The 20,305-nt window shown below is 55.0% G+C and carries 12 protein-coding genes; 5 read left to right on the top strand and 7 right to left on the bottom strand.

What is annotated here, in order from left to right:
- Positions 1-40: 40 nt before the first annotated feature.
- From V5T82_RS16210 to V5T82_RS16230, 5 genes are all read right to left on the bottom strand, one after another.
- Positions 41-3,652, bottom strand: a complete 3,612-nt coding sequence (locus V5T82_RS16210; RefSeq protein WP_442917872.1) for an AsmA family protein — start codon at positions 3,650-3,652, stop codon at positions 41-43.
- 230 nt (positions 3,653-3,882) lie between these two features.
- The gene (ykgO, locus tag V5T82_RS16215; RefSeq protein ID WP_332896716.1) at positions 3,883-4,008 is read right to left on the bottom strand and encodes a type B 50S ribosomal protein L36; all 126 of its coding nucleotides are present in this window, start codon (positions 4,006-4,008) and stop codon (positions 3,883-3,885) included.
- Positions 4,009-4,189: 181 nt separating this feature from the next.
- Positions 4,190-4,699: a winged helix DNA-binding protein gene (locus V5T82_RS16220; RefSeq protein WP_332896717.1), complete on the bottom strand. Its 510-nt coding sequence runs from the start codon at positions 4,697-4,699 to the stop codon at positions 4,190-4,192.
- A 3-nt stretch (positions 4,700-4,702) separates the two neighbouring features.
- The gene (locus V5T82_RS16225) at positions 4,703-8,317 is read right to left on the bottom strand and encodes a hydantoinase B/oxoprolinase family protein (RefSeq protein ID WP_332896718.1); all 3,615 of its coding nucleotides are present in this window, start codon (positions 8,315-8,317) and stop codon (positions 4,703-4,705) included.
- 159 nt (positions 8,318-8,476) lie between these two features.
- On the bottom strand, positions 8,477-9,502 hold the full coding sequence (locus V5T82_RS16230) for a transporter substrate-binding domain-containing protein (RefSeq protein WP_332896719.1): 1,026 nt from the start codon (positions 9,500-9,502) through the stop codon (positions 8,477-8,479).
- Between the two features lie 153 nt (positions 9,503-9,655).
- On the opposite strand from V5T82_RS16230, the gene V5T82_RS16235 reads away from it, so the two are divergent.
- On the top strand, positions 9,656-12,004 hold the full coding sequence (locus V5T82_RS16235; protein ID WP_332896720.1) for an ATP-binding protein: 2,349 nt from the start codon (positions 9,656-9,658) through the stop codon (positions 12,002-12,004).
- Between the two features lies 1 nt (position 12,005).
- Here V5T82_RS16235 and V5T82_RS16240 read toward each other — a convergent pair whose 3' ends face one another.
- The gene (locus V5T82_RS16240; protein WP_332896721.1) at positions 12,006-12,650 is read right to left on the bottom strand and encodes a response regulator transcription factor; all 645 of its coding nucleotides are present in this window, start codon (positions 12,648-12,650) and stop codon (positions 12,006-12,008) included.
- 424 nt (positions 12,651-13,074) lie between these two features.
- On the opposite strand from V5T82_RS16240, the gene V5T82_RS16245 reads away from it, so the two are divergent.
- Positions 13,075-15,606, top strand: coding sequence for a PAS domain S-box protein (locus V5T82_RS16245; protein ID WP_332896722.1), 2,532 nt, complete (start codon positions 13,075-13,077; stop codon positions 15,604-15,606).
- A gap of 69 nt (positions 15,607-15,675) precedes the next feature.
- Here the strand turns inward: V5T82_RS16245 and V5T82_RS16250 are convergent, their stop codons facing one another.
- Entirely contained in the window at positions 15,676-16,044 is a 369-nt protein-coding gene (locus V5T82_RS16250) for an HU family DNA-binding protein (RefSeq protein WP_332896723.1), read from the bottom strand.
- A gap of 527 nt (positions 16,045-16,571) precedes the next feature.
- Here V5T82_RS16250 and V5T82_RS16255 point away from each other — a divergent pair.
- From V5T82_RS16255 to V5T82_RS16265, 3 genes are read left to right on the top strand one after another with little or no spacing between them, the layout of a single operon-like run.
- Complete coding sequence (locus V5T82_RS16255) at positions 16,572-17,300, top strand: enoyl-CoA hydratase-related protein (protein ID WP_332896724.1); 729 nt, start codon at positions 16,572-16,574, stop codon at positions 17,298-17,300.
- 2 nt (positions 17,301-17,302) lie between these two features.
- Positions 17,303-19,450, top strand: a complete 2,148-nt coding sequence (locus V5T82_RS16260) for an acetate--CoA ligase family protein (RefSeq protein WP_332896725.1) — start codon at positions 17,303-17,305, stop codon at positions 19,448-19,450.
- Positions 19,447-20,262, top strand: coding sequence for an enoyl-CoA hydratase-related protein (locus V5T82_RS16265; protein WP_332896726.1), 816 nt, complete (start codon positions 19,447-19,449; stop codon positions 20,260-20,262). Before V5T82_RS16260 ends, V5T82_RS16265 begins: the two co-directional genes overlap by 4 nt.
- The last annotated feature ends 43 nt before the right edge of the window (positions 20,263-20,305 follow it).

Raw genomic sequence — 20,305 nt, forward strand, 5'->3', positions numbered from 1 at the left:
TGGCGAGGGTTAAAGCCACTCCGAACTTTTTCATCATGGCTTAAAGCCCCCGAAGCAAGCCTTTGAGCAAATCCTTGGCGTCGATCTTTTGGTTGTCGTTGGAAGACGAACCGCCCGACCCACTCGACCCGCTTTGCGGTGGTGGTGGGGCCAACGTACCGTCGGAATTGGGCGCCGGTGCGGGCTGGGTAGACGGCTGCTTTTGGGTGGGCAGCTTCACACCCGGCAAAGCTTTTTCAATCAAGCTTTTGAACGGATCGATTTTGCTGCCCGTTCCGCCACCCGTGGATACGGGAGCAACGGCCAGGTTCACGCCCGGCTTATCCAAATCGCCTTTGAGCGAAAACGGAACCTCTTGACGGCCAATGCGGCCTTTGGAAATCAGGCTGGTGAGCAGGTTCGGTTCAACCGTCATGTTGCCCGACACATCAATGCCCCAGCCCGCCAAGTCCACTGTGCCCGAACCTGTACCGTTGCCCATGGCAGATTTGAGGCTGAGCTCCTTCGCCGTCGCCACGCCGTCTTGCAGATCAAACGCCATGGTCACGTCGGCCAGACCTTTGCCGTCTTTTTTGGTGAGCGACAGTTTATTCATCGCCGCCACCAAACCGATAATCCCGGACAACGCCGAGCCCTTGCCTTGTTTTTTGGCGTCCAGTTCGCTGATGTTGAGACTGCCGTTACCGGACAGGGAACTCACCAAGTCCGCCGGGCTTAGCCCCGACGCGCTGAAGTTCAGCCCCATGGACATGGCGCCGTCGGCCAAGTTTTGCCCGGACACAGCTTTGACCGCTTGGCCCACTTGCAAGGCGTCTAGGCTGAAGTTGCTTTCCACCGTCGGCGTGCCCGAGGCCCGCACGGTGGCGGAACCGATCAACGGCCCGCCGAACAACACGCCACGCACGCGGTCGGCTTTTAAAACACCCTTGGCGACATTGGCGTGGATGTCGGCTTTGTCCAAGCGGTAATCACCGAACTGGATGAAGTCGGATTTCAGGGTGATGTCTGCATCTAGAGTATTCAAGACGCTGAGATCGAACTTTTCACGGGACCAGCGCTCACTCACTTGGGCCAACTGTTCATCACCGAAACTTGCAAACACGACGTTGCTGCGGGCTTGTGCGATTTTGCCGAACCGCGAACGCGGCTCACGCAGGCTTGCATTCTTTTGATCGCGGGGCATGAAACGATCCAACACCAAACCACCGGTTTGAAGATCAGCTGTGATGTTGGGCTTCAATCCGCCCGTAGCGGCAGACACATCGCCGTTGATGGCCGTTTTGCCCAGCGTGCTTTTGATGCCCTTCAAACTGTGGGTCTTGCCGTTCGTTTTCAGCTTGGCACTTAGGTCCAAAGCCCCCAGCGGGCCTTTGGGGTTGAAAGCAATGTCCAAAGCCTTCAACACGGCGGCCACATCTTTGAACTTGGTGTTCAGGGTGCCTTCGTAACCAAAGCCGATGGGCAGCACCGACGCCTGGCCTTTGGTAGCCACCGTGCCACCCAATGCGGACACACGGCTGTCAATTTTGGGTTTAAAGACCGATCCGTTCAGGGTCGTTTTAACGGCGACGGATCGCACACCTTTGGGCACGTCCGTTGCACCCAATTGCGTGGCGAACTGGGCCAAGTTTTTCACTTTGGCGTCAACGTTAAGGTTGTTGAGCTCCGGCACACCGCCGAAGCCTGCGATTTTGCCTGTGACCTTCCCAGAAGCGCCTTGGTAACTGCCGACCGATAAGGCGCGCAGGTCCAGCGCACCGGAATAAAGGGTGCCGTCAAATAAGAAGTTTTTGAGTTTTTGGCCTTGATGGGTCAACGCATGGATGCGGAACTTTATATTGGCGTCAAAGTCGTTCAGCGCAGAAAACACGGCAAGAGCTTGCGTGATGTCTGCTGCTGGCTCCGGTTTGGTTTGTGGTGCAGGCTGTGCTTGCCCGGGAGCGGCTTCAGCTTGGGTGGTCGGTGTTGGTGCGGGCTTGTGCGCACCGCCATTCAAATAAGTGTCCAGGTTGATGGCGTCCAAGGTCAGGTCCGCGCCAAACGACAACCGGTCGCGCACCGCCAAGGTCACGCCGCCCGACAAGGTGGACTTGTCCGCCTGAATTTTGAGATCGCTCACCACCACTTGTTTGGGATCAGCCTTGAGCTTGGAGTTGTAGCTCACCCGTTTGACCCTTCCGGCAATCTCCGGCGGCAACTTCACGCCCAACCAACTGGTGAGCGTTTGCGGATCCGACGACATCAGTTCAATATCGCCTTGGAACTGGGGCACCCCATCATTGGGGGCAACAAAGCCAAACACCGCGATCTCTGTAACGCCCGGGGCAATGGCTTGGAACAGGCTCAAGGTCAGCTCCCCATCGGCCAGCTCAGCCGACACTTGGAAATCGGAAATGATGTCACCCTTCAGCGTGATCGCGTCGATTTTCAACTGGACTTGGCCGACCATATCTTTGGGGAAGGCGAAGGCTTTGGCAGCGGCGGCAGAGGTTTCCACCATCTTCGGCGGTGCGGGGGCGACATTGGGGGCGGCGGCTTGATTGTTTTCCTGTACCTGTTCGGTCATGGACGGGCCGGATACGTTCGCACCCGAGATCGCGTCAAGATCCACATGAGCTGATTTCAAATCCACATTAAAGTTCACACCCTTGCCCAGGTCCGCGCGGATCGAACCGAGAATGCGCGAACTCCCCAATTGCATCTCCAGCTCAGCCAAATCTGCGCCTTCGCCGGAGGCATCCACTTGCGCTTCCAGCCCAAAGGTTTGTGACAACTGCATGGGCGCCGTACCCGGTCCCAAGATGCTGTTGAGCAACTGGGCGAGATTTTCACCGCCGCCTTGTATGGAGCCCTTAAAGTGGGGTGTGGACGCCAAGTCGAAGATTGCGCCAGAGAGCTGGATTTTGGTCCCGGCAGAGGCCTTGATTTCAGCATTGAGCGGCACGGTGCGCTCTTGAATGATTTGACCCACCGATGCCTCATACGCCAAAGGCACACCCCGCACCCGGGCAGAGCCCAGGGCTTCAAAAGGACCGCTCAACGATCCGGCGCGCAGGGTTGTATCGATGCCCTCAACAACTTCGCGTGTGCCAGCTTTCATGTCTGAATACACCACACGGCCACCGACGATTTCAAAGTTGTCCAGGCGGATGTCCATGTCAGAGCTTTGCGCGCTCGACGAAGGCGCTGAACCCGAAGCTTGGTTAGTGGAAGACGCGGGGGCCGAGACGCCCGGTTGCGTCGGCGGGCGCATATCCAAGTTGGATGACCCGTCTTCATATTGTTCGATAAAGACTTGTGGTGAAACCAAACGGATTTGTTCGACTTGCACTTGGCCCGACAACAAAGGGGCAAGGGCCACACGGACTTCAACCGCCTGCATATCGACCATGTGCTTAGCCTCACCCCTTGCGGCATTGGACAAGCGTACATTGTTGGCTGTCAGGGACGGTGAAGGAAAAATTCGGATTTCCAGATTGCCGTCGATGGTCAGGTCTCGCCCGGTCGCGGCACGCGCCTGGGTCGTGATTTCTTGTTTGATGGCTTGGGAATCCACAAAGCTGGGCGCAATGATGACGCCGCCGATCACCAAAGCCACCAGAACAACCACACCGATCAATACATTTTTTACCATATCGCGATTATCCCACACTCTTTGCGGCAAACAAAGAATTGTCCCCCAAAGCCGTCACATTGCCAATGTGGAGTGTAGACACCCAAAGCCTTGAAAGGCCATCATTTTTTAATAATGTAAAATTAGGTAAGAAATTTGACGTAAATGAGGCGTTCGGGCAAAGAAAAACCGCGCCCGACCCGAAGGTGGCGCGGTTTTCTACAAGCTCGCCAAGGGGCAGGCTATACAGCCGCCGCCTGGTTACAGGATCAGCCCTGGCGTGCTTTGAAACGCGGGTTGCGTTTGTTGATCACGTAGACGCGGCCTTTGCGGCGCACGACGACGCAGTTTTTATCGCGAGATTTCGCGGATTTAAGCGAGTTGCGAACCTTCATGGCGTCTATCCTCAAAAAACAAGCGGAGCCAAATAGCTCCGTGGTGGAGCCAAAGTGCCCCTGTGGAGGCGGAAAATAGGGGCAAGTGGCTCAACTGTCAACACGTTTTCCGCCAAAAAGGCGTGATTTTCGCCACGTCCGCATTTTTCTCAAAATCCACCGATTTCCGCCGCTTTCACCCTTAGAGGGAGGCCGCCGCCCGCGCGGCTTGGTCATAAAGTCCCGAAAGTGTGCGCAGGCGGCTACCGACGTCTTGAAATTCCGCCTCGCTCAGCCCCAAACGCTCCAGGGATTCGAGCAGGCAAGCCTCACGCACCTCGCGGTATGTCTCACAGGCCGCCCGCCCGGTCGTGGAGGCTGTGAAAAAGCTCTCCTTGCCGCGCTTATGGCGTTCCACCAGCTCCAATTTCACCAACTTTTTCAAAGCATACGTCACCGTGTGAGTGTCTTCGATGCCCAGCACAAAACAAATGTCCGTGGCCCGCTTATCACGGTCGCGGTGGTTAACCGAATGCAACACCAAAACATCCAGATGGCTCAGTTCCGACAAGCCCGCCGCCGCCATGCAGCGCACGGTCCAGCGTTCGAACGCGCCGCTCATCACGATCAGGCCATATTCAAACTCGCTCACACCTTCTGCGCCCGGCTGGGCCAAATGGGCGGAGGAGACAATCGGGGTGTGCTTGCTCATGGCTCAGTCCTTTTTCCCATAACCGCCGCCGCCTGGCGTTTCAATCACAAAGACGTCGCCCGCCGACAGATCCACCGCAGCCGTTGCGCCGAGGTCCTCACAGCTTCCATCGGCACGCTCAACGGTGTTTTTGCCAACCTGTCCATCCGCCCCACCCGCAAGGCCAAAGGGGGCAAGCGTGCGGTGGTTGGACAAAATACCCGCCTGCATGGCTTGCAAAAACTTGATGCGCCGGATGACACCGTCGCCGCCTCTATGCGCACCCGCCCCGCCAGATCCGCGGCGAATGGAAAAGCCGTCCACTAAAACGGGGAAACGCCATTCCAAGATTTCCGGGTCGGTGAGGCGCGAATTGGTCATATGGGTATGCACCGCACTTTGTCCATCAAACCCAGGCCCTGCCCCTGCGCCACCGCAGATGGTTTCATAGTATTGGTATGTATCGTTGCCAAAGGTGAAGTTGTTCATGGTGCCCTGCGCACCGGCCATGACACCCAGTGCCCCGTACAGGGCATCGGTCACGCATTGGCTGGTTTCCACATTCCCCGCGACCACCGCAGCCGGATAGACCGGATTGAGCATGGAGCCTTCGGGTGCAATGATATCTATAGGCTTCAAACAGCCTGCGTTGAGCGGGATGTCGTCGTCGACCAATGTGCGAAACACATATAACACCGCCGCCCGGCACACGGGGAACGGCGCATTGAAGTTGTTGTCGAGCTGCGCGGACGTGCCGGTAAAGTCCACTGTGGCGCGACGGTTTGCCTTGTCGATGCGGATGGCGACCGTGATCGCAGCACCATTGTCGAGTTCGTAATGGAATTCTCCGTCGTCCAAGACATCCAACACGCGGCGCACGCTTTCTTCGGCATTGTCTTGAACGTGGCCCATATAGGCCTGCACCACGTCGAGGCCGAAGTGATCGATCATCTTGAGCAGCTCGGCAATGCCTTTTTCGTTCGCCGCAATCTGGGCACCCAAATCCGAAATGTTTTGATCGATGTTGCGCGCGGGCCATGGGCCGGACGACAAGATTTTGCGCACATCTTGTTCCAAGAAGGTCCCCTGGGAGACGATTTTGACGTTATCAAGCAGCACGCCTTCATCTTCAACGGTGCGAGAATTTGGTGGCATGGAGCCCGGAGAAATCCCCCCGATGTCCGCATGGTGCCCGCGTGAAGCAACGTAGAACAAGACCTTGCCCCCTTCGAATACCGGTGTGACCACCGTAACGTCGGGCAAGTGCGTCCCGCCGTTATACGGCGCATTGATGGCATAAACGTCACCCGGTTGCAGCTGTTCACCTTTGGCCTGTATCACGCTGATAACACTTTCACCCATACTGCCCAGGTGCACCGGCATATGTGGGGCGTTGGCGACCAAGTTCCCCCCTTGATCAAAAATAGCGCAGGAGAAATCCAAGCGTTCTTTGATGTTCACCGAATGCGCTGTGTTCGCCAATGTCGCCCCCATCTGTTCAGCAATGGACATAAACAGATTGTTGAAAATTTCCAACATGATGGGATCGGCAGACGTGCCGATGCTTTGGCGTTGAGGCCGTGGCTCAAAGCGGCTGAGAACCAAATTGCCGATGGCGCTCACCGCCACTTGCCAGCCGGGCTCCACCACTGTTGTGGCGTTGGCGTCCGTCAAGATCGCCGGACCCTTCACCACATCACCGGGGGCAAAGTCTGCGACACGGATCAGCGGCGCGTTAAAATGCTGCCCGCCCGAGGTCATGGAGACCGTGTCTTGCACATGAGGGCCGCCTGAACGTTCTGCAGAGATCTGCGGCGGCAAGGCATCATGTGCGTCTTTGCCTATGGCCTCCACAGCGATGGCTTCGATGATCACGTCTTTGTTGGGTTGCGTAAAACCGAAGCGGCGTTGGTGGGCGCCTTCAAACTCAGTACGGACCTTCACAACTGTGTCCAACGCAACTTCCATTGCCGTATCCGTCCCGGCGTAGCGCAACAGCACTTTTTTGCGCACCTGCATGTTCTCAGGACCAATATCTTGATCGCGAAGCTCTTGGCGGGCGTCTGAGACCAGAGCGTCGAAGCTCTCAGCCAGATTTTCCAAACTTTCCGCCGTCATTGTTTGTTCGACGGCTTGCTCACGCATGGCGGTGAAGTCTGCTAGCCCCATACCGTAAGCCGACAGGATGCCTGCGTAAGGATGAATAAAGATCGCGTCCATGCCCAGCGCATCCGCGACCAAGCACGCATGCTGCCCCCCGGCCCCGCCGAAACAATTGAGCGCGTATTGCGTGATGTCGTAGCCGCGCTCTACGGAAATTTTTTTGATGGCGTTGGCCATGTTTTCCACCGCGATGGACAAAAAACCTTCGGCCAGTTGTTTTGGGCTCATGGGCTCACCCGTTGCCTGCGCAACGTCTGCGGCCAAAGCCTCGAATTTCGCCCGCACAACATCTGCGTCCAACGCTTGATCCGCGTTGGGGCCAAAGACGTTGGGGAAATGTTTGGGCTGTATTTTGCCCAGCATCACATTGCAATCCGTTACCGCCAATGGCCCGCCACGCCGATAGCACGCAGGCCCGGGGTTTGCCCCTGCACTGTCGGGGCCGACACGCAACCGCGCCCCATCGAAGTGCAAAATCGAGCCGCCGCCAGCGGCAACCGTATGGATGTGCATCATCGGTGCGCGCAGGCGCACACCGGCAACCTGGGTTTCAAAGACGCGTTCATAGGCACCATCAAAGTGGCTCACATCCGTGGACGTACCGCCCATGTCAAAGCCGATGACTTTGTCAAAGCCGGCCTCAGCGGCGGTTTGCGCCATACCCACGACCCCACCAGCGGGCCCGGACAAGATGCTATCTTTGCCCTGAAAATATGTGGCGTCCGTCAGACCGCCATTGGATTGCATGAACATCAAACGCGTGCCGGAAACCTGTGAGCGCACTTGCTCGACATAGCGGCGCAAAATGGGGGACAAGTAAGCGTCCACCACCGTTGTGTCTCCGCGCGAAACCAGCTTCATCAAAGGGCTGGCTTCGTGTGACAGGGAAATTTGTTCGAAGCCAATGGCCTTGGCGATGTCTCTTGCACGTTGTTCATGTTCGACGTAGCGATAGCCGTGCATAAACACGATAGCCGCCGAGCGAAAACCTGCATCAAAAGCGGATTGCAGTTCGGACCGTAAACTTTGTTCATCGAGGGGCGTCAGCACTTCACCATCGGCTTTGAGACGTTCGTCGGCTTCTATGACAAGGGTGTGCAGCAAGTCCGGCAACACAATGTTTTGCGCAAATAAGTCCGGACGGTTTTGATAGCCAATGCGCAAGGCATCGCCAAAACCTTTTGTGGTGACCAATACGGTCCGTTCACCCTTGCGCTCCAAAAGCGCATTGGTGGCGACCGTGGTGCCCATTTTCACGTGTTCAATCTGTGCCCCATCCAGCGCAGCCCCATCCCGCACAGACCCGTCCAGCGCCCCCATCAGACGCCGCATACCTTCAACAGCTGCGTCGGGGTATTGTTCAGGGTTTTCGCTGAGCAATTTAAGTGTTTCGATCTGCCCCTGGGGCGAGCGCGCGGCGATATCGGTGAAGGTGCCACCGCGATCAATCCAGAATTTCCACTGTGCTTTTTTCATATTACAGACACTTTATAGATAAATCGCCTGTATTTAAACTTTTTCAGGCCAAGCCTGACGAAACTCAGGCTTCTTGCAGCGGCGAAGGGCCGTTTTTAAGAGGAAAGGCGAGGAACCGTTGTTCAGAGAAACACGAACGGGTGTTTTAAGACAAAGGCTTTAGCGCACCGGCGGCGCGTACAGCAAGCCACCGTCACTCCATAGTTTGTTGAGGCCACGCTGCATTTTGAACCGGGTGTCTGGCCCAATGTTGGCGTTGAAGATATCGGCATAATTTCCAACCTGTTTGATCACGCGATAGGCCCAACGGTCGTCCAGTCCAAAGGGGGTGCCGAGCCCTGGTTCCAGACCCAACAGGCGCCGAATTTCTGGCGAGCTGGTGCTGGCGCGCACTTCGTCAACGTTTTTTCGGCTAACCCCATACTCTTCCGCGGCAATGGTGACCATCACCAGCCAGGCATTGAAATCGCGCCACTGGGCATCGTCGTCGCGAACGGCCAAGGCCAAAGGCTCTTTGGAAATCACTTCAGGAAACACGACATAATCTGCGCTGTCGTCCATGCGTCCTGCATGAACGGTCGACAATGCCGAGCGATCATGAATAGCCATCTGGCAACGCCCGCCAAAAAAGGCCCGCCACATACCTTCCATGGTTTGAATGGGTACGACATCCCACTGCACGCCATTTCGCTTGATGAAATCTTGCAAGTTCACCATCGCCGTGGACGTTGTGTTGATGGCACAAACGGGCACGTCTTTGAGCTTCATTGCTTCACTGAGATTTGAAACACCAAGACCCGTGTTGGCGATGAAGCCTTGTCCATCATAAAAATAGATCGCAGGGAATTCGACTGCATTCTTTGTGTCACGTGTATAGGTCCAAGTCGAGCCTGCGTGGAGCACGTCCACTTCGCGTCCTTCCAAAGCATCCAGCCAATAACTATCGACCGAGATTGCGTCCGCAGACCCCACGGCAGCAGCGGCGGCGGCGCGACAAAAATCAACAAAGAAGCCGCCCCATTTACCGTCAGGATTTTGCATGGAGAAACCGGGGATGCGGTCTGTGACACCGCATTTGACGAAGCCGTTGTTTTTCACCTGATCCATGGTCGAGGCTTGGGCATCGGGCCTTATGGTCAAAAGGCTCAATGCCGCCAAACAAATACCCGCAAATATTGAACGCATGCTTCATCCTTCATTTCTGGCCATCCCAAGACGAGGGTCCTGGCCCCAATTGTTATATAAGACAATCCGCCGACTGTCACATGCAAACATATCATGTATAATGTCGAATTCATGTTACGCTACAGTGTCTTGCAATGACAAAGTTGAACGGGAATGGACGAATACAACGCCCAAGACTGGCCTGATGATCAGCACACCCAGGCCCCGGGTGCGCCGACAAAATCAGCCATTTCAACCAAACTGTTTTTGGCATTAGGCCTCATCACGATCACCGCCATCGTGGCTGGCGCAGCGTCCATCGTTTCACTCAACAAATTCCAACACAACTATGACAACCTGATCAACGCAGAGCTGCCAACGTTGGAGGACACGGCCAACATCAGTCAGCTGTCCATGAGTGTGGTTGGCCGCGGCGCGAACTTGATTGTCGCGCCGACATCCTGGGCACGCGCCAACCTTATTGCGCAAGTTGAAGACGACGCCAAATGGTTGGAAGAAATCGTGACCGGGATTTCCGATGAAGCCTTGTCCAGCACCCGCAAGCAGGAGCTTCTGAACCTCAAAGATCAACTGTTCGCGACCTACAACACGCTCAACACGTTAACAGAAAACCGCATCGTTTACGCTGAGCGTTTGTCCGAAATCGATGAAGAAATTATGCGCCTTCAGCAAGACTTGATTTCTGTGCAGGCCGCCACCAACTTGCCGGACGGCGGCATTGCGCCCTCAGGCCCGTTGCGCCAATGGAATGAATCCATCCATTCCGCCCTATTCTTGCTGACACAGGCGTCTCGCATGAAGCATGCAGCGCCTTTGGGCAACATTGAAAAGAAAGCCAAGCGGCGCATTGGCGGCGTGTTCATTCATCGTAAATTCCTGCCTTCGGAACTCCACCTGGATGCGGAAGACACGCTCCAGCGCCTGGACGAAATTGCCCTGGGCCGTAATGGACTGTTCCAAGTGAAACGCTTGGACTTGGACGCCTTAAACCAAATTGAAGCAACTTTGCGCACAGGCCGCACCATTGCTGAACAGTTCATTTCGAGCGCAGATCTCGCGACCCAAGACATCCGGGTCGCCATCACCGATGCCAACCGCCAAACAAGCCAATCCATGAACATCACGTTGCAAGCGATGATCGGCTTTATTTTGGTTTCCGTTTTGGTGGCCATCGCCACGTTCTTGTATGTCAATCGCACCGTGTTGCGCCGCTTAGGCCATTTGCGGATGTCCATGGTCGCCCACGCGGAAGGTGAGTTCGCACAAATCGACACACGCGGCGACGATGAAATTACGGATATGGCGCGCTCCCTTCAATACTTAGTCGACACTTTGCATTCACGCGAAACCGGCTTAATGGATGCCCGCGACGAAGCTGAAAAAGCCTCCGTCGCCAAAACCCGCTTCTTGGCCGCAGCCAGCCATGACTTGCGCCAGCCCCTACAGGCGCTCAACCTGTTCGTTTATGCCTTGGAAAGCAAAGAAGAAGACGAAGAAAAACGCGAAATCATCAAATTGATCCGCAACACTTTGGAATCTTTGAAAGAGCTTTTGAACACGTTATTGGACATCTCTAAACTGGAAGCAGGCGTCGTTCAGCCCCAGCTCAAAGACTTTTCCACAGGCTTCATGTTTGAGCGCATCAAAAGCGAGCTGGGCCCTGTTGCCTGGGCAAGCGATTTGGAGCTCAAGGTCGTAGACAGTTCCGTGCAAATTCACTCCGACCCGTCGCTGCTGGAAACCGTCATCCGCAACTTGGTTGACAACGCCATCAAGTACACCGAACGCGGCACCGTATTGGTCGGGTGTCGTCACCGCAAAAACCGCCTGCGCATCGAAGTCTGGGATACCGGCCCAGGCATCCCTGAAGAACAACGTCATTTGATTTTTCAAGACTTCTACCAAGCCGACAACCCAGCCCGCCAACGCACACAAGGGCTTGGATTGGGGCTTTCGATTGTTCGGCGTATGTCCGATCTTTTGGGATGTTTAATGGGGTGTGAGTCGGTCGTTGGGCGGGGCTCTGTCTTTTGGGTCGAAGTCCCGGTTGCCCGCGAACGCATTCAGCCGCCGATCTCCTTCACGCCCATTCGCGTCAACCGGGGCAGCGCACATATTGTCGTTATCGAAGACGACGAACAGGTTCTGGCAGGACTGAAAGCCTTATTGGAAAATGCCGGACACACTGTCGATGCGTATCACACCGGAAACCCTCAAACGTTACGCAGCGCGTTCATCAATGCCAAACAGACGCCAGACATCATCATCGCTGATTACCGTCTGGATGCGGAATTTACCGGTCGGGGCGCCATTGATCTCATTCGCAAGACCTTAGCCACTAAAATTCCGGCGATCATCGTCACCGGCGACACAGCACCTGAACGCCTGCGCGAAGCCAAGGAAAGTGGCTACCCGATCCTACACAAACCCGTACGGCCTGAAGAATTGTTAAATATGGTGCATGAAACGCTGTCGCGCGCTGGAAGCGAGGACGACAGCTAAATCACCCCAGACTCATGCCCAGATTGGCCCGCGGGATCAGCCCCAATCGCATCGCGGAATAGGCTGCTTCTGTCCGGTTGGTAGCATCCAGGGCACTGATAATGGCCGAGATATGGACCCGAACGGTATTTTCGGAAATCCCCAGTTCACGCGCGATTTCCTTATTGGAGTTGCCCTGAGCCATAAAGCGCAAGACCTCCATTTGCCGCTGGGTCAAGTTGGGCATATCGTCGCCACCGTCCGTTTGCGCATTGTCGCCATAGCCGGGCGGCAAGCAGACCCCACCCGACAAAACCAAACGCAACGAATTCAGCATAACCTCACCCGTTGCCGACTTTGGAATGAAGCCACGCGCACCCAGTTCCATCGCACGTGACACCATGGCCTGATCTTCCATAGCTGACAAAATCACCACGGCCATATTGGGGTTGGCGGCATTAATTGCGCTGAGCGCGTCCAGACCGCTGCCTTCCGGCAAATCCAAATCCATCAAGATGAGATTGATATCAGGATGAGCGCCAGCCGTTTCGATGGCCTCACGCCCCGTACCGGCTTCGATTAATTCAATCCCTTCTTCCATTTGCTTGAGCACCAACACCAACCCGGCTCGGACCAGTTTGTGATCATCTACCAAAAGAATCTTCATGGGCTACCTTTAAGGGCTTCTGAAAAAAAAGAAACGATGTCATCAGTTTGCCTGCACAAAGTAATACAGGCAAATGAAAAGACATGTTTTTGATGCACCAATCATCAGACAATGAGAATAATCCAAAGTGCGTATGACCTTCGTCTTTCCGTGGAATATACGACAAACCACAATTCTGTATGATGTATTTGTGTGTGTTCATTGGTATGCGTCCCCATTCGCATATCGGTGACATCTCCATTATGGAGAGCAAGGGGTCAATATTCCTAAACGCCGGTGAGGCTTGTCCTCTCCGGCGTCCTTTTTTTTCCAACTCACCGTAACAACACAAAGAACAGCCTAATACGTTTGCGCTTTTCCGTCTGGCTGCGTTCAACGGCTATACTTGCTATTGTTGCAACTCAAATAGAGTATGGGGTACGGCATGATCGCGTGGGAACGTCTCCTGATCGATCTCGGCACCAATATCGTGTTGTTGATGGCATTGGCTTTTGCTTATAGCCATGCCCTGCGCCATCTCAACCGGGTGGCTCCCCATTACAAAAGCCTTATCGTCGGCCTTATTTTTAGTGTAATTGCCATTCTCTGCATGAACGCGTTGGTCGAAATCACACCCGGTGTAGTCCTGGATGGGCGCAACGTCATCGTCTTGATTGCCACCGTGTTCGGCGGCCCCGTCGTCGGGCTCATCACCACGGGGCTTGCATCGGCTTTTCGGCTGCACATGGGCGGCGTCGGGACTTTTACGGGCATTGCGGCCATGGCGTCAGCCCTGGGCGTGGGTGTTGCATTTCACGTCTTTTATCACCACCCGCCGCACAAGATTCGTCTCGGACACATTTTCTCCATGTCACTGGCCGTCAGCCTCTTGAGCTTGGGCTGGATGTTTAGCCTCCCCGAAGCCATAGAACCCGCTGCCATCGTCAACAGCGTCGCCATACCGGTCCTGGTGTCCTATCCCCTTGCAGCTGTCTTTTTAGGCTATTTGTTGCGTCGAGAACACTTGCACCTGCGTGTCTTTGAGCGGTTGCGCAAAAGTGAGGAAAGTTTCCGTGACTTTGCCCAAGCCTCATCTGACTGGTTCTGGGAGACCGATGAATATCGCCGCTTTACCAAAATAGCTTTGGGCAACCGCAAGCTTCCAGGTCTAGATCCAGAATCCTATATCGGCCGAACCCGTGAATCCATTGCCGTTGATTACACCGACAACCCCAAATGGCAAAAATTGCTTCAAGACATCGCCAACCACAAACCGTTCCAAGATTTTGTTTACGAAGTGGCCCGCGACAACGGCGAACGTGTCCATATCTCCATCAACGGCGTACCAATTTTTGATGAAGACGGTGTTTATCAAGGCTATCGCGGCACCGGGACCGACATTACGGAAAGTATCAAAGCGCAGGCGGATTTGGTTGAAGCCAAGGAACAAGCCGAACGTTTTTTGGATGTTGCCGAAGCCATTATCGTTGCCATCGACAAAAACGCCATCGTGACCTTGATCAACCGCCGGGGCTGCGATGTCTTGGGATACAGCGAAGATGAACTGTTGGGGCAAAACTGGTTCGACACGGTGATCCCCTTCGAAGAGCGCCGCGAAGTGTGGGCCATTTTCCAAGACCTGATCAAGGGCGGCGCACTCCCCAACCAATATTTTGAAAACCGCGTCCTCACCAAAGAAGGCGCACTCTTAACCGTCACGTGGCACAACACCGTTCAGCGCGACAAGTATGGGCACATCATCGGCACGCTCAGTTCCGGACAAGACATAACCGCACGCAAGGTCGCCGAAGAAGAAATGCAAGTCGCAAAAGATATAGCCGAAAGCGCTAGCCTCGCCAAAACAGAATTCCTCGCCAGCATGAGCCATGAACTTCGCACCCCCTTGAATGCCGTTCTTGGCTTTGCTCAAGTCTTGCAATACGACACCGAACACCCGCTGACCCCAAAACAACGGCGCAATGTCGAACATGTTCTGAGCGGCGGCGATCATCTGTTACAGCTGGTCAATGAGATCTTGGACCTCACAACGATTGAGGCGGACCAATACGCTCTTGATCTGAAAGATATAAATGCCAACTCATTGGTGCGCGAATGTGTGGCGTTGTCCAAACCCATTGGCAAAACGCGCGCCATTGAGCTGATCGACACCTTCAGCGATATGGACCCCATCACACTGACCACGGACGGCATGCGTCTGAAACAAATTCTCATCAATCTGCTGTCCAACGCCATTAAATACAACACCTCTGGCGGTACGGTGACCGTCGAAGGGGATTTGGATACACCGGGGTATCTACGCTTGATCATCACGGATACGGGCATCGGCATTTCCCCGCAAGACTTAAAAACCGTGTTCGGCATGTTCCAACGGGTTGGGGCTGACCCGATGATCACCCACGAAGGCACCGGGATCGGGCTCACCGTCAGCAAACTTTTGGTCGAACGCATGGCGGGACAAATCGGCTGTTCGAGCATGTTGCATCAAGGCAGCTCTTTTTGGATAAAAATCCCCCTCGCATCCAATGATGACATCGTGATTTGGAACGACCAAATGCGTGTTGGCGTGGACCCCATCGACAAAGACCATCAAATCCTGGTCACACTGTTAAACAAAGTCATCACCAACGCGCATGACATTCCGGCAATGGATGAGGCCATAGGGCGTCTGATCGCCTATTTGCTGCATCATTTCCGTGCCGAGGAGGAAATCATGCGGTTGTGCCGTTATCCCAAACGCGAAGAACACGCAGATGCGCATGCGGCCCTGATCGAACGCGTACGCGTTCTCAACAACCGATGGAAAGACGGCCGGGATGGCAACGATTTAAAAGCACTCAACGACATGCTGCATGACGAACTTCTCGTGCACTTGTTTTCGACAGATGACGATATCGCCCCCTACACCAAAGGGCGCGAGCGCGAAATCAAACAAGCACTTCAAAGCGTTCGCCTTTAATGACAGAACAAACAAAAACCCCGCCGAACCATGTCGGCGGGGTTTTGGTATTTGCAACCGCTTAAAAGCTTAGATGGAACCTTTCAAGGAGGCGCCAGCTTTAAAGCGTACGGACTTAGATGCTTTGATGCGGATGGTTTCACCGGTTTGCGGGTTGCGGCCTTTGCGGCCTGCACGCTTGGCAACATTGAACGTACCAAAGCCAACCAGCTGAACTTTTTGGTTCTTTTTCAAAGAAGCGGTAACGGTTCCGATAACGTCGCCCAAAGCTTCATTTGCAGCTTTGGCCGTGCAACCGGTTGCTTCTTGAATCACGCTGACCAGATGTAGGCGATCGCTGGTCCCTTCGGGGGTCGCTTTGTAACGTTTCGCCGGTTTCGCCGCTGCAGCTTTTTTCTTAGCCGGGGCTTTTTTCTTCGTGGTCGCTTTCTTAGCCATAGAAATGCACTCCTCCTGAGAATCGATCTGAGGCGGGAGTTTAACCCGATTCACACAAAAAGCACCATACGCAAACGTAGCTATCCAAAGAATTGTCACAATCTACAGTTTGTCTGCACCAGCCCCAAAAAACGTAATCTGTCCCTTTTAAATTATCCTCCCAGCAGCTCGAAAACAAAGCAGAGCCCGACGACGGCATCTGCGCACGGGAATTGCTATTGAAACTGAACACGCTGACACCATATATGATGACAGAAAATAATGCGGCTGCATTCATCGTGAAGCCCTCTTTCCCGTGTGGAGCTTATGAGGCCTTCCGCAACTGCGAAACACACCACACCCCTTGCACACACCCCAGGGCTAATCCAAATGGATGAGCTAACCCCCTATTAGTCTTACATTTTTCCATGTAATACATTTGTACCATTTATACTACTAAGAAAACATTTGTTGCAAAACGATTGGTTTTGACACAGGATGTGCCGTCAGATCGTCAGGGGTAAGGACGAGGCCTGGGGAGGCCAGAGATGGAATACCAAGAGCTGTCACAGCGCGTCGAAGACGCCTTTGAAGGCCTAAGTGCGCAACTCAAGCGCGCGGCTCGTTATGTGTTGGACCATCCCGATGACGTTGCGTTGTTGTCCATGCGCCAGTTTGCAGCCAAAGCCAACGTCCATCCTTCGACCATGATGCGTTTGATCAAAGAATTGGGTATGGACGGCTACGCAGCCTTCCAAGAGCCCCACCGCCATCGCCTGCGCACATTGCCCAAGCCCATTGTTGCAGCCGTGAACGGCTACGCGTTGGGCGCTGGGGCGGAGATGGCTATTTCTGCGGACTTTGTGTTGATGAAACACTCTGCACAAATCGGTTTTCCGGAAGTGTCCATCGGAACGTTCCTGGGCGGCGGGGTGACGCATGTTCTCCCCCAGCTGGTTGGCATGGCCCGTGCGCGTGAACTTGTCTATACGGGCGAGCGCATCAACGGGGAACAGGCTGCATCTATGGGCTTGGCGACACGGAGCTTTTCTGACGAAACCTATGACGAGGGTGTAAAGGCCTTTGCCAAACTCATCGCATCCAAAGCCCCCGTATCCATGGCCTTTGCCAAAGACCATTTCGCCGAACTGCGCACCTATGACGAAGCCTTTAACAGTGAGCTGGACGCCATATTGGCGTGTATGAAAACCGACGATTGGGCCGAAGGAGTCGCCGCTTTCGCTGAAAAACGCCCCCCTGTTTTTAAGGGGCAATAGTTATGCCCGACGACACTCTTTCTTTTTTGTCGCCAAAATCCATTGCGATCATTGGCGCGTCCAAGGACCCCACCAAACGCGGCTATCAAGCCATTCGTTATTTGATTGCCGATAAGTTCCCAGGCGGTATCTACCCAATCCATCCCCGTGAACCAGAGATCCTGGGCATCCCCGCCTATGCCTCAGTCACGGACGTTCAAGACACCATCGATATCGCCCTGGTCTGCACCCAGGCCAAGACCTTGCCCTCTATTGTCGAAGACCTCGGCAAAAAAGGTGTAAAGGGCGCGATTATCTTAGCCGGCGGCTTTGGTGAAATGGGGCCGGAGGGCGAAGCCCTGGAACGCGAAACTCTGGACAAAGCCAAGGCCTACTCCATCCGTCTCATCGGGCCGAATACGTCGGGCATCTTCAATTTGCACGCTGCCATGAACTTGGTCGGTATGCCTGACGTGCGGGCGGGTGGCATCGGCATCGTGTCGCAATCGGGCAATATGGCGTTGTCCATTGTGACCGAAGCCTCTTCGCGCGGGTATTTGGGCTTTAGCACCTATGTCGGTGTGGGCAATCAAGCCGACGTGCACTTTCACGAATACCTGTCCTATATGGGCCAAGACCCGGACACGTTTGTCCCGGTGCTCTATGTCGAAGGCTTTAAAGAAGGCCGGGCGTTTTTGGACGTGGCCCGCGACGTGACCCAACACAAACCGGTTGTGCTTTATAAGTCCGGGCGCACATCTGTCGGCCAAGAATCTGCCAAATCCCACACGGGTGCATTGGCCGGTAGTTATGAAATGACCGTCGATTTGATGCGCCAAGCAGGCGTCACCGTCGCGCGCCAATCCGACCATGTGGTCCCCGTAGCCGAAGCGCTACGCTTGTTGCCACCGGCGGCATCGAACCGGGTCGCTGTTTTGGCCGACGGCGGCGGACACGCGACCATCGCCGCCGACAGCTTGACCGAAAACGGAATTGAGCTGCCGCGTTTAAGCGCCGACACCACGCAAAAGCTATCAGAGCTTCTGCCGCCCGCAGCCAGCCTTGCCAACCCCGTCGACGTGGCCGGGGGAACCGACACCAACCCGGGCCTGTTTGCCGACTGCGCACAGCTGTCGTTGGAAGACCCCAATGTTGATGCCCTTCTGATCGTCGGCTTGTTCGGCGGCTACAAGTTGCGTTTCGCCGAAAGCTTAGGCCACATCGAAAACGAAACGGCGATCCGCCTCAGCGCCTTGGTACGACGCTATAACAAACCGATCTTGTTGCAAAGCCTGTACACCTTCGTGCAGCCCGACGCCTTAAAGACACTGCGCGGCGCTGGAGTCCCAGTCCAAGAATCCATCGAAATCGCCTCCAGTTGCATGACCGCGCTGGTGCACTACGGTCACGCCAAACGCCGCAACGCCGAACACCCGCCCATCATCGTGACTGAAAAGCCCGAAGGTGCCGATAACATCGTTAAAACGTGCAGGGATGAAGAGCGTTTGTCTTTGTTCGAATACGAAGCCATTGAACTTCTCAAAGCTTACGGCGTGCAGATGGAAAATTTCCAGTTCGTCAGCACCAAGGACGATTTGGACGCTGCATATGACGTCATCGGCGACATGCCGAAGGTCATGAAGGTGGTGTCGAAGGACATCTTGCACAAAACCGAAGCGGGCGGTGTTCGCCTGGCTTTGCGCGACAAAGTGTCCGTGCATAAAGCTTTCGATCAAATCATGGGCAGCGCTTTGGCCTATGATCCCGGCGCGGATATCAAAGGCGTACTGCTGGGCCCCATGGCCGAGCCCGGCGTCGAAGTCATCATCGGCATGATGTGCGATCCGGTTTATGGCCCGGTGATGATGTTCGGCATCGGCGGCACGCTGGTCGAGGTCTTGCGCGACGTTTCGTTCCGCGCCATCCCGCTCAGCCCCGCGGACGCAGAAGAAATGCTGGCCGAGATTAAATCGGGTGCCATTTTAGAAGGCGTGCGCGGTGCGCCGCCCATCGATAAAGAAGCCATCGTTGATGTGATGATGAAGGTTTCTGCCTTGGTCCAAGCCCACCCCGAAATCGTCGAATTGGACTTGAACCCCATATTTGCGCATCAAGTCGGCTGCACCGTTGTCGATGCCCGCGTCATATTGTCAGAGGAGCCGGTCGCATGAGCCATGTCTTCACACCGAAAGACTGCACCCTTACCCTGAATAACAGGGTTGCCACATTGACCTTCAACCGCGATGACGTGCGCAATGCGCTAACAGGGACCGCGCTCATTGACGACATCGTTGATACGGTTAACTGGGCAAACACGTCGCCGGAGGTCTCAGTTTTGGTTCTCACCGGCACAGGCAGTGCCTTTTCCGCAGGCGGCAACATCAAAGACATGCGTGAGCGCGCAGGCGACTTTGGTGGCAACGTGGCAGAGCTGGAAAACCGCTATCGTCGCGGCATCCAACGCATACCTTTGGCGCTTCACAACGCCGAGCTCCCCACCATCGCCGCCGTCAACGGCCCAGCCATCGGTGCGGGGTTGGATGTGGCCTGCATGTGCGACATACGTATTGGTTCGACGAAAGCAAAGTTCGGCGAAACGTTTGTGAATTTAGGCATCATTCCCGGTGATGGTGGAGCTTGGTTCTTACAACGCTTGATCGGTTATCAACGGGCCGCTGAATTAACCCTGAGCGGTCGAGTGATCGGCGCGGACGAAGCCAAAGACATCGGTTTGTTGCTCGAAGTGGCTGAACCCGACACCCTCATGGAACAAGCCCACGACTTAGCCGCCACCATGGCGGCCAAACCGCCACAGGCGCTGCGCTATGCCAAGCGTTTGATGAAAATGGCCCAACGCCAAGAGCTTCCAGACTTTCTGGATTTCTGCGCCACGGTGCAAGGCATCTGTCACAACACCGAAGATCACACAGAAGCCGTCAGTGCATTTTTGGAAAAACGCGACCCCAGTTATACCGGGCGATAAGGTCTTTCCGCATTCCTTGCCCAATAGCTCTGACCTTGTGCGG

Origin of the sequence: Magnetovibrio sp. PR-2 (assembly GCF_036689815.1) — a bacterium.
Classification (GTDB): domain Bacteria; phylum Pseudomonadota; class Alphaproteobacteria; order Rhodospirillales; family Magnetovibrionaceae; genus Magnetovibrio.